Below are 12,892 nucleotides of genomic sequence, written 5' to 3'. Positions count from 1 at the left end.
GCCATGAGCGTTTCCGCCCTTCGCCTGCGCGAAAACCTGTCTGTCGCGTTCCAGCGCGGCAAGGGGAGCGAGCAGCGCACCGGGCCACTGGGCGCGCCGGCCGTCGCAGGCGACGACCCACCGGCTGTCTACGACTACCTGGGCGACATGCAGCTGCGCTTCATGTTCACGGCGCCCGACGGCACCCAGGCGGTTGCCAAGGAGGCCGACCTGCAACGCCTCAACCTCACGCCCGAACTCGCGATGACGCAGGTCGCGGTGAACACGCGCCGCGCACGCGGTGCGCCCAAGCATGCGCTGTTCGGCCAGGGGGTCTACCAGTTCACGGGTCGTGGCGACGCGGACACCGACGCCAGCTACCTGCTGGACCGCGGCTTCTGGCGCACCCAGTTGCAAGCTTTCCCCAAGGGCGTGGTGGCGGCGATTCCGCGGCGCGGCAGCCTCTTCTTCGCAGATGCCGGCGACAGCGCCTCAACGGAAGAACTCACGCGCATGGCTTCACGCCTGCACGATGCGGCGGGCGAGCACCGGGTGTCGGGCCTGCTGTACCTCTTCAGCGCGCGTGGCTGGGAAGTCCTTGGCGCCCTGCCCGCCGCAGCGCCTGCGACGGCGTCCGCGGCAGAAAGCCGGGCCAGGCCAGGTGTCCGCCCGCGGGACCCCGAAGCCGCCCAAGCGCACGACGACGAGGAGCTGCCGCTCTCGCTCGTCGCCGGCGGGCAGAAGTTGGTCATCTACTGCCTCATCGCGAACTTCGTGCTGTCGGCTGCCGCGCGGGGAGGGTCGATTCCGCCGCTGGTTGCCTCGGCGCTGTACATCGCCACGGCCGCGGTGAGCTTGTTCGGCATCGTGCGCATCTGCTCCGGGCTGGGCCATGGCACAACGATCAAGGTCCTGTTCATGGTGCTGGCCTTCGTGCCGCTGGTGAACCTGATTGCGCTGCTTTACCTGAGCAGCAAGACCACCCGCCTTCTGCGCGGCGCCGGCTGGCGCGTGGGCCTGCTGGGGGCCAAGGCATCATGAAGAAGACCCAGAAAACCGGAGCACGCCGATGAGCGGCCACAGCATGTTCGCCATCCCCGTCGGCCAGCAGGCCAGCCTGTGGCTGAGCTACGCCGTCGTGCTGATGCTGTTGCCGGTGTGCGCGGTGATTGCCGGCGTGGTCGTGGGCGTCTCGAACCGCGGCCAGTCGCCCGAAGACGGCAGCCTGGTGCGGCAGTTCCTTTTGTTCCTGGCCATCTTTGCGGCCGCGACCTGGGGCATCAGCCGGCTGCCCTCGGTCCAGTCGCGCATCAATCCCGAGGTCAAGCTTCAGGAGCAGCTGCACGAGAACATTGCGTACCAGGCTATCGATAAATATTCGCCGAGCGACTTGGTCACGGTGCAGGCGGCGCTCGGCAAGGAGGTCGCCGGCGGGGCGAGCGTCGCCGACGCCTTCGTGCGCATCCGGCCGGTGTTCGCAGCGCTGACCCGCGAGCGCCTGGGTTTTGCCGACCAGGCCACGGCCGTGATGTGGACCCACGTTATGCGCGACGTGCTGCAGCAGATGAAGGCGTTCGATCCACAGAACTGCGTCCGCACGCTGCATCTCGTGCCGGGAACGCCGCATCCGCTTTCGGGGCCGGTGCTGAGCGAAGAGAGCAGTGCCGCCTTCCTGAAAGCGGTCGCGGATGTCTACGCTTCGGCCTCGGAAGGCATGCGCCACGACACCGTCCGCAAGGACCCGCACGTCGAACTGCAGGCTCTGCAGATGGAATACCGGCGGGTGATGGATCAGATGCAGGGCGAGTTCGGCGAGGACGCCGTCCGCACCAAGGACCCGGCGTGGCGCGAAGCGCATCCGGCCCTCTATTGCGACATGGTGCTGCGCAAGACGCAGCTCGTCCTGCAGCGCGAGCCAGCCATGGCGGGCTCCTTGCTGCGCGCCTATTGGCGCGGCGATACGAACTGATAAGGCCGCGTTGGCATTGCACAATGCCGATATGCCTTACATGCCCACCTTCGTCGCTCCCGCCCGCTTCACCGACGCCGCCGCCGCTCTCGAACAGGTCAGGGCCATCTACCAGGCCGGCCTGGCGCACCTGCGCGAGTCGATGCTGCGCTTCGTCGCTGGCGAGGCGCTGCCGGGGCGCGTGCGGGCCTGCTACCCCTTCGTTCGGGTGCACACGCACACCGTGTCGCGCCACACGCCGCCGGCCAACGCGGGCCTGAGCTACGGCTTCGTGGCGGGCCCGGGCCGCTACGAAACGACGCTCACGCGGCCCGATCTTTTCTCGCACTACTACCTCGACCAGTTCCGCCTTCTGCTGGAGAACCACCAGGTCGACATTGAGGTCGGCACCAGTACCCAACCGATTCCCATCCACTTCTCGTTTGCCGAGAACGACCACATCGAAGGCACGATGAGCGAGGAGCGGCGCGCGCTGATGCGCGACGTGTTCGACCTGCCCGACCTCGGCGTGATGGACGACGGCATTGCCAACGGTACCTACGAGGCGCAGGCTGGCGAGGCGCAGCCGCTGTCGCTCTTCACGGCCGCGCGCGTGGACTACTCGCTGCACCGCCTGCGCCACTACACCGGCACGGCGCCCGAGTGGTTCCAGAACTTCGTTCTGTTCACCAACTACCAGTTCTACATCGACGAGTTCGTGCGCCTCGGGCATGAGGCCATGGCCGACGAAAACAGCGAATACGTCGCCTTCATCGAGCCCGGCAACGTGATTACGCGCCGGCGCGGGTTGCCCGCGGGCGCAAGCACCAACTACGGATCGCTGCTCGACGGCAGCCAGGGCACGGCGCCGCCGCGCCTGCCGCAGATGCCGGCCTACCACCTGGTGCGCGAGGATTGCAGCGGCATCAGCATGGTGAACATCGGCGTCGGCCCGGCCAATGCCAAGACCATCACCGACCACATCGCCGTGCTGCGACCGCACGCCTGGATGATGCTGGGCCACTGCGCGGGCCTGCGCAACGCGCAGCAACTGGGCGACTACGTGCTGGCCCACGCCTATGTGCGCGAGGACCACGTGCTGGACGAGGAGCTGCCGCTGTGGGTGCCGATCCCTGCGCTCTCGGAGATCCAGCTCGCGCTGGAAAAAGCGGTGGCCGACGTCACGCGCTACGAAGGGCCCGACCTGAAGAAGATCATGCGAACGGGCACGGTGGCGAGCACCGACAACCGCAACTGGGAGCTTTTGCCCGGCAACCAGCCGCAGCGCCGCTTCAGCCAAAGCCGCGCGGTGGCGCTGGACATGGAAAGCGCCACCATCGCGGCCAACGGCTTCCGCTTCCGGGTGCCCTACGGCACGCTTTTGTGCGTGAGCGACAAGCCGCTGCACGGCGAGATCAAGCTGCCGGGCATGGCCAACCATTTCTACCGCGAACGCGTGGAGCAGCACCTGCGCATCGGCATGCGGGCGATCGACATCCTTCGCGAACAGGGCTCGACCCGCCTCCACAGCCGCAAGCTGCGCAGCTTCGCGGAGGTCGCTTTTCAGTAATAGTTGGCACTTCCTAGGGTTTTCACCTACTTCCAGGTGTAGGCAGGCGACGCAATTCGCGTGGATCATTCAGTTACTATTCTGAACAACTGGAAACAAAATGCCTCGTTCGTCGCTCGCGGGCCTTTCACGCCGCAATTTCAACGCATGGATGGCGGGCGCGGCCGCCGTCGCGGGCGCCGGGCACGCCGCTCTGTGGCCGCGTGCCGCCGGGGCAGCCGAGCCGCAACTCGTCTCCAAGCTGCGCATCGTCATTCCGGCCAATGAAGGCGGCGGCTGGGACCAGACCGGCCGCGCGCTCGGCGCGGCGCTGCTGGCCTCGGGCGCAGCGGGCGAGGTGGCGTACGAAAACATTGGCGGCAAGGGCGGCACCATCGGCTTGGCCAAGTACGTCGAAAAATACGATGCCGATCCCGACACGCTGCTGATGAGCGGCATGGTCATGGTCGGTGCGGTGGCGCTGCAGAAGCCGGCCGTCACCATGGCGCAGGTCGCGCCCGTCGCGCGTCTCACCAGCGACTACGAAGTGGTGGCGGTCAAGGCCGACTCGCCCATCAAGACGCCGAAGGACCTGATCGCCCAGTTGCGCGCCGATGCGGCCAAGACCGTGATCGCCGGCGGCTCGGCGGGGGGCGTGGACCACATGTACGCCGGCATGCTGGCCCGCGTGGCCGGCAACGCCGCCAACTTGGCCTATCAGCCCTACCCCGGCGGCGCCCAGGTGGTGGAGGCGCTCACCACCGGCAAGGCCGTGGCGGGAATCTCGGGCTTCAGCGAATTCAGCGAGAGCCTCGCCAGCGGCAAGCTGCGCGCCATCGGCGTGTCGTCGAAGCGGCCGTTTCTCGGCATTCCGTCGGTGCGCGAGCAGGGCGTGGACGCCGACCTTGCCAACTGGCGCGGTGTGCTCACCGGCAAGAAGGTGCCCGCGGAACGCAAGGCCGTGCTGCTCGAAGCCGTGCACCGCGCCACCACCGCGGACGTTTGGCAAAAGACCATCAAGCGCAACAATTGGGATGCGTACTGGATGGCGGGCAAGGATTTCGAGAGCTTTCTCGAACTGGACCTGGCCATGGCCGGTCCGATGATCTATCTGCTCAAACTGAAGGCCTGAAGAGGCTTTTCAGGGGAACAACTCCGGCATCTCGCGCTGCGCCTTGGGCGTGAGTGTCAGCTCGCGCCCATCAAGCGCCTGCCGCACCCAGCCGCGGCGCAGCGACAACTGGAGCCACGCCGCACCGAGCGCACCTCCCAGATGCGGACGGCGCTCGCTCCAGTCGAGGCAGGCGCAGGCAAAGCGCCGCCGCGAGCGGCGCACCGCGTCGATCTCGACACCCAGGCTCTCCAGCGCGATGGCACCTTCGGGCGTGAGCTCGTACGAACCGCTCTGCAGTCCGCTGAGCCAGCCCTGCGCATGCAGCCGGTCATGCAGCGCGACGCCGGCCGTGCCCGCCATGTGGTCGTAGCAGGTGCGCGCGGTGCGCAGCCGGCTTGGTGTGCTTGGCTTGAACTCGGCCACGCGCGGCGCGCCGGCCACCACCATGAGGCTCTCGAGCGCAGCGGCAACGTTGTCGCCGGCCAGGCGAAAGTAGCGGTGCTTGCCTTGCACCAGCAACTCGACCAGCCGCTCTTCCTTAAGGCGTGCAAGATGCGCGCTGGCGGTGGAAGCGGCCACCTCGGCCACCGCAGCGAGCTCGGTGGCAGTGCGCGCATGGCCGTCCATCAGGCAACTCAGCATGCGGGCGCGCGCGGGCTCGGCAATGGCGCCGGCCAAACGGGCCAGCTGGAAATCGGCGTTCGATGAGGAGGATTGGGAGGACGTGTCCATGCGCCGATCGTAAGTCGCCGACGCAATCCACACTTCGTTCACGGGCGAAGTGTGGCGACGGCCTCGATTGCACACTGCGGCCATGAATCCGAGCTCCACTTCTTCCGCCGTCAACCCTCTCGACCCGGTCGCCGCCGTCACGCACATCGACCCCTATCCTTTCTATGCCGAACTCCGCGCGGGTCTGCCGCTCGTGTGGAACGATACGCTGCGCGCGTGGGTCGCGAGCCGCGCCGACGTCATCGAGTCGCTGCTGCTCGCGCACGGCGCGCTGCGCGTGCGGCCAGCCGCCGAACCGGTGCCGAGCGCCATCCTGGGCAGCCCGGCCGGTGAGGTGTTCGGCCATCTGGTGCGCATGAACGATGGCGCCGCGCACGAAGCGCACCGCCCCGCGCTGCAACGCGCATTGGCCGGGCTGGACCTCGGTAGCGTTTATTCGGCGGCCTTGCAGGTTGGGCGCGGTGTGCCCACACAACCCTTGTCCAATGCGCTGTTCTCCATGCCGGTGCGGGCGGTGGCTCATCTGCTCGGCTTCGCCGACGAGGCGCTGCCGCAGGTCGACCGCTGGATGCGCGATTTCGTCGCCTGCCTGTCGCCGCTCTCCAGCGCCGACCAGTTGCAAGCCGCCAGCGTCGCAGCGAACGAACTCATGGCGCGCTTCGAGGCTTTGACCGCGGGCACGCCGCCGCGACGCGGAAGCTTGCTCGCGGCGGTGCTGGCCGAAAGCGATTCTGGCGCACGTCTTCCGCGTTCGCTGCTTGCCAACCTCGTCGGCCTGCTATCGCAAACCTGCGATGCGACGGCGGGCCTGCTGGGCAACAGCCTCATCGCGTTGATGCGCGAGCCTTCGCTGCGTGAAGCCGCACGAACGCGCGTCGGACTACAGGCCGTCGTCGAGGAGACCGCGCGGCACAACCCATCGGTGCAGAACACGCGCCGCTTCTGCGTCGAACCCATCACCATCGCAGGCACGACGTTGGCGGCTGGTGATGCGGTGCTGCTCGTGCTGGCGGCTGCGAATCGCGACCCGGCCTTCAACCCCGACCCCGACCGCTTCATGCTTTCGCGCGCACGGCGCCGTAATCTCGGCTTCGGCCACGGCGTGCACGCCTGTCCGGGGCAAGCGCTGGCCTGCACGCTCGCGGCCGCGGGGCTCGAGGCTTTGCTGAGTCGTGCGCCCGATCTCGGTGCGATGCGCGAACGCGGCTGGAGCTACCGCCCTTCAACCAACGCGCGCATTCCGGTTTTTCACTGACGGGCCCAGCGCCCCGTGCCCGCCAGGTGCGGCGACAGCTCGGCATCGCCCCAGCGCAGCGGCAGCGCGGCAGGCCGGCGCAATGCATGGTCGACATGCAGCCGCAGCAGCCGCTCTGCCCCTTCGAACTGGGCGAGCTCCGGCCCGTCCAGCACGATCTCGGCCGTGGCCGCCACGTGCAAGAGCTCGCCGCTGTCGAAGTCGATGAACAGCAGGCCCGCGCGCGGATGCGCCACCAGGTTGCCCAGCGTGTTGAAGAAGCGATTGCCGTTGAAGTCCGGCACCGTGAGCACGCCGCCTTCGTCGACGCGAATGAAGCCCGGCAGGCCGCCGCGGTGCGACACGTCGACGCCGTGTGACCTTGCATCGGCATCGTCGCCGGCCGCAGCTTCTTCCGGGTACGCCGTGGCGATGAACAGCGTGTCCGCGCTGCCGATGAGCCGCTCGGCAGCCAGGTCGAGCCTGTCGAGCCGCTGCACCGGCGCGCCGATGTTGTTGCGCGCAGCCGCAAACACGGGTTCGCGCGCCTGGATGTAGCGCGGGCAGTTGCCGAAGCTCTGCTGCACCTCGACCGTGAAGCCCGCGCCATCGAGCGACTCGACCATGCCGTTCATGCGGTTGCGCCGCCGCGTGTGGGGCTCGATGCCCAAGAGACCCAGCGAAGCGCCTTGCGCGAGCTGGCCGGTCAGCGGATCGCCGGCCGCCGGTAGCGCATCGATGCGCAGGTGCGTGGCGTCGGGCGAATGTACGAACCCCGCAGGCGCCGCGAGCATGCTGGCCCAGGGCTGCAGGCTGGCATCGAGGCTGCCCACCACGAGGAACGGCAGCTGCGCGAAGAACTCGCGGTGCTGATCGGGCATGTAGTCGCGGATCACGCGCGGGCCCGCGGCCTCCATGCGATCGCGCCAGCCGGTCTGGGCTTGCAGCGCGCGCTCGCCGGCGTGGAAGGGTGCGGCGATCATGATGCCGCCGCCGCGAGGCCGACCGGCGTGCGCACCATCGGCACGAAGCCGGGCAAGGTCTCCACGCGCGCGAGCCAGGCGCGCACATGCGGATACGGATCGAGCGACACGCTGCCTTCGGGCGCATGCGCCACGTAGGCGTAGTTCGCAATGTCGGCCAGCGTGGAGGAAGGGCCGGCCAGGAAGGGCAGCTGCGCCAGGTGGATCTCCATCACCGCCAGCAGCGCATGCGAGCGCGTCGCAGCTTCGCCGGAGTCGGTGCGGCCGAACAGCGCCATGACGCGCGCCGCCGCCGGACCATAGGCCAGCGGCCCCGCCGCCACCGAGAACCAGCGCTGCACACGCGCCGCGCCAACCGGATCGCGCGGCATCCAGCGCGCCGGATCGGAGGCATAGCGCTCGTTGAGGTAGACCAGGATCGCGTTCGAATCGGCCAGCGTGACCTCGCCGTCCTCGATCACCGGCACCTGGCCGAAGGGGTTGCGTGCCAGAAACTCGGGCGTGCGGTTCGCGCGCTGCTTCAGGTCGAGCTCGATGCTTTCGAAGGGCAAGCCGAGCATCGAGAGAAACAAGCGCACCCGGTGCACATGGCCCGAGATGGCGCTGCCGTAGAGCTTGATCGGTTGGGCGGGAAGGCTGGCAACGGCGTTCATGGAGAAGTCCTTTTTTGCAATGGTTTGATGGCGTGTCCCGATTCTTCTCTCTTGCGGCAAATGAATGAATAGCCATTCTTGAATTTGACTGCTGCTTTTTCCGGTTTAATTGGGTCATGGACCGCTTCAAAGCCATGCAGACCTTCGTGCAGATTGCCGAGCAGGGCAGCCTGACCCGCGCCGCCGAATCGATGGGCAGTTCGCTGCCCGCGGTCGTGCGCTCGCTCGCGGCACTAGAGGCGCACCTGGGCGTGCGCCTCTTTCATCGCACCACGCGCCGCCTCTCGCTGACCGAGGAAGGCCGCCACTATTTGCCCAGCGTGCGGGAGGTGCTGCTCGCGGCCGACGCCGCCGACCTCGCGCTCAAGGCCGAGGCGCACGAGCCCGCGGGCCTGCTCACCATCACCGCGCCGGTGCTGTTCGGCCACATGTACGTGGCGCCGGCCATCACGCGCTTCATGAAGCGCTACGACAAGGTGCGCTGCAGCGTGCTGCTGTACGACCGCACGGTGAACCTGCTCGAGGAAAACATCGACATCGGCATCCGCATCAGCCCGCTGCAGGATTCATCGCTCGTGGCGCAGACGCTCGGCACCATCCGGCGCGTGGTGGCGGCGAGCCCCGAGTTCCTCGCGCTCCATGGCACGCCGCGGCACCCGCGCGACCTTGCCGGCGCCCCCTGCGTGCGCGGCCGCATCGACGCGCCGCCGCAGTGGCAGTTCCACGAGGGCGGCAAGACCGTGAGCGTGACGCCCAGCAACCGGCTCGAGTTCAACCACCTCGCGCCCGCCGTGGAGGCGTGCGCCGCGGGCATGGGGTTTGGCACTTTCTTCTCGTACCAGGTGTTGCCGTACGTGGCGCAAGGCCGATTGAAGCTGGTGCTCGAAGACTACGAACCGCCACCGCGGCCAGTGAGCGTGATCTACCCGAACGCGCGGCTGCTGCCGGCGCGCACGCGGGCTTTCATCGACTGGATGAAGACCGAGTTCAGCGGCTTGCGGATGTAGGGCTCCCGCACCTGCTGCCCCGAACTCCCGAGCGTTGTCCATCGGTTGAAGCGTGGGCGGCAGGCTTCGCGCGCCTGGGCCAGAATGACCGCGTGCCATCCTCCTACTCTTCTTCGTCCACCCCCCTTTTCCGCGCCAGCCATCTTCAGAAGCGCTATGGCGACACCACCGTCGTCGACGACCTGTCGTTCGAGATCTCGCCCGGCGAATGCCTGGGCGTGATCGGGCCGAACGGCGCCGGCAAGACCACCACGATCCGCATGTGCCTGGGCCTGACCATGCCCGACGGCGGCGAGATCTCGGCGCTGGGCCTGCAAATGCCGCGCGATGCGCTCGCCATCAAGGCGCAGCTTGGCGTGGTCTCGCAGTTCGACACGCTCGACCCCGACTTCAGCTGCGCCGAGAACCTCGTGGTGTACGGCCGCTACTTCGGCTTCAGCAAGTCGCAGGCGAGCGAGCGCGTACCGCAGCTGCTGGAGTTTGCCGCCCTCTCGCACAAGGCGAATGCGAAGCCGGGCGAGCTGTCGGGCGGCATGCGACGGCGCCTTTCGCTGGCGCGCGCGCTGGTGAACGACCCCAAGCTGCTGCTGCTCGACGAGCCGACCACCGGGCTCGATCCGCAGGCGCGGCACCTGATGTGGGAGCGGCTGCAGGTGCTGCTTCAGCAGGGCAAGTCGATCCTCCTGACGACGCACTTCATGGACGAGGCCGAGCGCCTGTGCTCGCGCCTGCTGGTGCTCGACCACGGCCGAAAGATTGCCGAAGGACGGCCGCGCGACCTGATCGCCGAGCACCTGGAACCCGATGTGGTCGAGGTGTATGGCAACGGCGCGCTCTCGCTGGCCGAGTCGCCCGAACTCAAGGCCATGGCGGCCCGCGTGGAAGTGAGCGGAGAGACGGTGTTCTTCTACACGCAGGATGCACGCCGCCTGCTCGATGCGCTGGCGCAGCACGGCCGGCTGCGCACCTTTCATCGGCCCGCGAACCTCGAAGACCTTTTTCTCAAGCTCACGGGCCGGCAGATTCGCCAGGAGGGCTGATCCATGAACACGACGACGACAACACCATCTACGGCCCTCGGCGCCACGCCGCCACCGCCTTCGGTATGGCGCGCGCCCGAGCTTTCGCTGCGCTGGTGGCCGGTTTTCCTGCGCAACCTGCTGGTGTGGAAAAAGCTCGCGATCCCGAGCCTCATCGGCAACATCGCCGAGCCGCTGATCTGGCTCGTGGCCTTCGGCTACGGTATGGGCGCGCTTGTCGGCGAGGTGTCGGTCAACGGAACGCGGGTGCCCTACATCCTCTTTCTGGCGAGCGGCTCGATCTGCATGAGCGCGATGAACGCCGCGAGCTTCGAGGCGCTGTACTCGGCCTTCTCGCGCATGCACGTGCAGAAAACCTGGGACGGCATCATGAACGCGCCGGTCGGGCTCGATGACATCGTGCTGGCGGAGATGCTGTGGGCCGCCTTCAAGTCGATCTTCACCGTGACCGCGATCCTTTTCGTGATGCTCGGGCTGGGGATCAGCCACAGTCCGAAGCTGGTGGTCGCATGGATGGTGCTGATCGGGGCCGGCATCACGTTCTCGTCCATTGCGCTGATCTTCAATGCGCTGGCGAAGGGGTATGACTTCTTCACCTATTACTTCACGCTGTTCATGACGCCGATGATGTTCTTAAGTGGCGTGTTCTTTCCGCTGGAGCAATTGCCTTCTGCTGTTCGGGCTGTGGCGGCTTGGTTGCCGCTGACTACTGCGGTGGCGCTGGTGAGGCCGCTGTTCATGGACCAGTGGCCTACGGACTGGTGGCTGCACGGGGGAGTGTTGGCGGTTTATGCGGTTGTGGCCTTTTGGATTGCTTTGGCTTTGACTCGGAAGAGGTTTCGGGGATAGCTGTTTTTACGGGTTCTTTTTCTTTCCCGAGGCCGGGTCTCGCCCCGGCGGGCGACTCACTTTCTTTGCTTCGGCAAAGAAAGTAAGCAAAGAAAGGCGACCCCTACTGTCTGCGTCCCTTCGCTGCGCTGCGGGAAACCTGCGGTGCTCGACTCCGGCGGGGGTCCGCAGAACTCGCTTCGCTCAAACAGCTGCGGCCCTGATCCCGCCTGCATCTGCGCTCCTCGGCGCATACAGAAGGGGTGCAGAACTCGCTTCGCTCAAACAGCTGCGGCCCTGATCCCGCCTGCATCTGCGCTCCTCGGCGCATACAGAAGGGGTGGGAGCGGGCAGCCTTCGCTCTCGCTCGGCCCCAAGACCAACAGCCAATACCGAAGCCCAAGCCCAGGCTCATACCAACCACCGAGGCGCGCAGCGCCGCAGTGGCCTGGTGGCCGAGCGAAGCAAAGGCCCGTGTGGTTTGCCCTCCCCTCTGTATGCGCCGAGGAGCGCAGGGTTTCGCGGATCAGGGCTCGCAGCTGTYTGAGCGAAGCGAGTTCTGCGAGACCCCGCGAAACCCGAGCACCGCAGGTTGCCCGCAGCGMAGCGRAGGGTCGCAGACAGTGGGGTCGCCTTTCTTTTGCCTACGTTTCTTTGGCGAAGCAAAGAAAAGTAGGTCGCCCGCCGGGGCGAGTCCCGGCCTCNAGCGRAGGGTCGCAGACAGTGGGGTCGCCTTTCTTTTGCCTACGTTTCTTTGGCGAAGCAAAGAAAAGTAGGTCGCCCGCCGGGGCGAGTCCCGGCCTCGGAACTAAAAAAGAAGAAGTCAGGCCGCAAGCCAATGCACACTAAAAAGCCTCTCAGGATCCGTCCAAACCGCCAAAGGCCGAAACCCCGCCTTCACAGCCAGCGCCCTCAACCCCTCCACAGTGAACTTGTGCGAGTACTCCGTATGAATCGTCTCACCCTCAACAAAGCCGAACCGCTCACCGTTCAATGAAACCGCCTGGTCCCGGCGGCTCACAAGATGCATCTCGATGCGCTGCTTCGGCGCGTTGTAGAACGCCGCATGCGCAAAGCCGTCAACGTCGAAATCGGTGTCGAGCTCGGCATTCGCGCGCCGCAGCAGATTGAGGTTGAACGCAGCGGTCACGCCTTGCGCGTCGTTGTAAGCCGCGTGCAGCCGGTCCGGGTCCTTCACGAGATCGACGCCGATCAGGAGCCCTCCGCCGCGCAGCATCCGCGCAGCGAGTTGCAGAAAGGCCAGGGCCTCGTCAGGCTCGAAGTTCCCGATGGTCGAACCCGGGAAAAAGCCGACGCGCTTGCCCGCGCCCGGCAGTGGCGCGGGCAGCACCAGGGGCATCGTGTAGTCGGCCGCAATCGGCTGCACCGCCAGTTGCGGGTAGTCGGCCTTCAGCCGCTCGGCGGCGGCCTCCAGATGTTCGCCCGAGATGTCGATGGGCAGGTAGCGCCGGGGCGATTCCAGCGCATCGAGCAGAAGCCGTACCTTGGTGAGCGAGCCGGCGCCGAACTCCACGATCTCGGCACCGGGACCGATCTGCCCGGCGATTTCCGTAGCGCATTCGCCGAGGATGCGCAGTTCGGTGCGCGTGGGGTAGTACTCGGGCAATTCGCAGATGCGGTCGAACAGTTGCGAACCCGCCGCGTCATAAAAATACTTCGGCGAAATCCGGCGCGGCCTGCTCGCCAGGCCGGCCTGCATCTCGCGGCCGAACTCAGAAAGCGGCACGGGCGCAATGGGCTGGCGCTTTTGCTGCTGCGCGGCGGAAGCAAACGGATAGGAGGACGAGGAACTTGGATTGCGCAT

12 protein-coding genes are annotated in these 12,892 nt (G+C 67.0%); 8 read left to right on the top strand and 4 right to left on the bottom strand.

The genetic code is table 11. From position 1 onward, the window contains the following. Positions 1 to 3 precede the first annotated feature (3 nt). The 4 genes from ASC78_RS06595 to ASC78_RS06580 all read left to right on the top strand — a co-directional run bounded on the left by ASC78_RS06595 (position 4) and on the right by ASC78_RS06580 (position 4,608). The gene (locus ASC78_RS06595; RefSeq protein WP_055798184.1) at positions 4 to 1,020 is read left to right on the top strand and encodes a hypothetical protein; all 1,017 of its coding nucleotides are present in this window, start codon (positions 4 to 6) and stop codon (positions 1,018 to 1,020) included. A gap of 28 nt (positions 1,021 to 1,048) precedes the next feature. Next, positions 1,049 to 1,948 (top strand): hypothetical protein, encoded by a 900-nt coding sequence (locus tag ASC78_RS06590; protein WP_055798181.1) that lies wholly within the window; start codon positions 1,049 to 1,051, stop codon positions 1,946 to 1,948. 31 nt (positions 1,949 to 1,979) lie between these two features. Next, the gene (locus ASC78_RS06585; protein WP_055798177.1) at positions 1,980 to 3,497 is read left to right on the top strand and encodes an AMP nucleosidase; all 1,518 of its coding nucleotides are present in this window, start codon (positions 1,980 to 1,982) and stop codon (positions 3,495 to 3,497) included. Between the two features lie 100 nt (positions 3,498 to 3,597). Next, entirely contained in the window at positions 3,598 to 4,608 is a 1,011-nt protein-coding gene (locus tag ASC78_RS06580) for a Bug family tripartite tricarboxylate transporter substrate binding protein (RefSeq protein ID WP_200934275.1), read from the top strand. 9 nt (positions 4,609 to 4,617) lie between these two features. On the opposite strand, the gene ASC78_RS06575 is transcribed toward ASC78_RS06580, so the two are convergent. Then, positions 4,618 to 5,322: an ArsR/SmtB family transcription factor gene (locus tag ASC78_RS06575; RefSeq protein WP_055798313.1), complete on the bottom strand. Its 705-nt coding sequence runs from the start codon at positions 5,320 to 5,322 to the stop codon at positions 4,618 to 4,620. Between the two features lie 82 nt (positions 5,323 to 5,404). On the opposite strand from ASC78_RS06575, the gene ASC78_RS06570 reads away from it, so the two are divergent. After that, positions 5,405 to 6,577 carry a cytochrome P450 gene (locus ASC78_RS06570; RefSeq protein WP_055798311.1) on the top strand — a complete coding sequence of 391 codons (1,173 nt, stop codon included), beginning with the start codon at positions 5,405 to 5,407 and terminating at the stop codon, positions 6,575 to 6,577. On the opposite strand, the gene ASC78_RS06565 is transcribed toward ASC78_RS06570, so the two are convergent. Together ASC78_RS06565 and ASC78_RS06560 are read right to left on the bottom strand one after the other, a co-directional pair. Continuing rightward, positions 6,571 to 7,539 carry a pyridoxamine 5'-phosphate oxidase family protein gene (locus tag ASC78_RS06565; protein WP_055798174.1) on the bottom strand — a complete coding sequence of 323 codons (969 nt, stop codon included), beginning with the start codon at positions 7,537 to 7,539 and terminating at the stop codon, positions 6,571 to 6,573. The two genes, ASC78_RS06570 and ASC78_RS06565, sit on opposite strands and share 7 nt — an antisense overlap. Then, a complete protein-coding gene (locus tag ASC78_RS06560; RefSeq protein ID WP_055798172.1) occupies positions 7,536 to 8,192 on the bottom strand; it encodes a glutathione S-transferase family protein in 657 nt (218 codons plus the stop codon). The genes ASC78_RS06565 and ASC78_RS06560 overlap by 4 nt, the downstream gene beginning before the upstream one ends. 116 nt (positions 8,193 to 8,308) lie before the next feature. Here ASC78_RS06560 and ASC78_RS06555 point away from each other — a divergent pair, with 116 nt between their 5' ends. The 3 genes from ASC78_RS06555 (at position 8,309) to ASC78_RS06545 (ending at position 11,088) form a co-directional block, all read left to right on the top strand. Then, on the top strand, positions 8,309 to 9,199 hold the full coding sequence (locus tag ASC78_RS06555; RefSeq protein ID WP_055798169.1) for a LysR family transcriptional regulator: 891 nt from the start codon (positions 8,309 to 8,311) through the stop codon (positions 9,197 to 9,199). Between the two features lie 92 nt (positions 9,200 to 9,291). Continuing rightward, complete coding sequence (locus ASC78_RS06550; protein ID WP_055798166.1) at positions 9,292 to 10,239, top strand: ATP-binding cassette domain-containing protein; 948 nt, start codon at positions 9,292 to 9,294, stop codon at positions 10,237 to 10,239. A 3-nt stretch (positions 10,240 to 10,242) separates the two neighbouring features. Next, the gene (locus tag ASC78_RS06545) at positions 10,243 to 11,088 is read left to right on the top strand and encodes an ABC transporter permease (RefSeq protein WP_055798162.1); all 846 of its coding nucleotides are present in this window, start codon (positions 10,243 to 10,245) and stop codon (positions 11,086 to 11,088) included. A gap of 802 nt (positions 11,089 to 11,890) precedes the next feature. Here ASC78_RS06545 and egtD read toward each other — a convergent pair. Continuing rightward, positions 11,891 to 12,892: an L-histidine N(alpha)-methyltransferase gene (egtD, locus tag ASC78_RS06540; RefSeq protein ID WP_055798159.1), complete on the bottom strand. Its 1,002-nt coding sequence runs from the start codon at positions 12,890 to 12,892 to the stop codon at positions 11,891 to 11,893.

This window comes from Variovorax sp. Root318D1 (assembly GCF_001424835.1).
Classification (GTDB): Bacteria; Pseudomonadota; Gammaproteobacteria; order Burkholderiales; family Burkholderiaceae_C; genus Variovorax.
Note: the sequence above shows the minus strand (reverse complement) of the source record. Positions and strands in the feature narration are given on the sequence as shown.

Coding starts and splice junctions, on each gene's coding strand:
- ASC78_RS06590 (WP_055798181.1), top strand. CDS start 1,049: ATGAGCGGCCACAGCATGTTCGCCATCCCCGTCGGCCAGCAGGCCAGC.
- ASC78_RS06570 (WP_055798311.1), top strand. CDS start 5,405: ATGAATCCGAGCTCCACTTCTTCCGCCGTCAACCCTCTCGACCCGGTC.
- egtD (WP_055798159.1), bottom strand. CDS start 12,892: ATGCGCAATCCAAGTTCCTCGTCCTCCTATCCGTTTGCTTCCGCCGCG.
- ASC78_RS06575 (WP_055798313.1), bottom strand. CDS start 5,322: ATGGACACGTCCTCCCAATCCTCCTCATCGAACGCCGATTTCCAGCTG.
- ASC78_RS06595 (WP_055798184.1), top strand. CDS start 4: ATGAGCGTTTCCGCCCTTCGCCTGCGCGAAAACCTGTCTGTCGCGTTC.
- ASC78_RS06560 (WP_055798172.1), bottom strand. CDS start 8,192: ATGAACGCCGTTGCCAGCCTTCCCGCCCAACCGATCAAGCTCTACGGC.
- ASC78_RS06565 (WP_055798174.1), bottom strand. CDS start 7,539: ATGATCGCCGCACCCTTCCACGCCGGCGAGCGCGCGCTGCAAGCCCAG.
- ASC78_RS06585 (WP_055798177.1), top strand. CDS start 1,980: ATGCCTTACATGCCCACCTTCGTCGCTCCCGCCCGCTTCACCGACGCC.
- ASC78_RS06580 (WP_200934275.1), top strand. CDS start 3,598: ATGCCTCGTTCGTCGCTCGCGGGCCTTTCACGCCGCAATTTCAACGCA.
- ASC78_RS06555 (WP_055798169.1), top strand. CDS start 8,309: ATGGACCGCTTCAAAGCCATGCAGACCTTCGTGCAGATTGCCGAGCAG.
- ASC78_RS06545 (WP_055798162.1), top strand. CDS start 10,243: ATGAACACGACGACGACAACACCATCTACGGCCCTCGGCGCCACGCCG.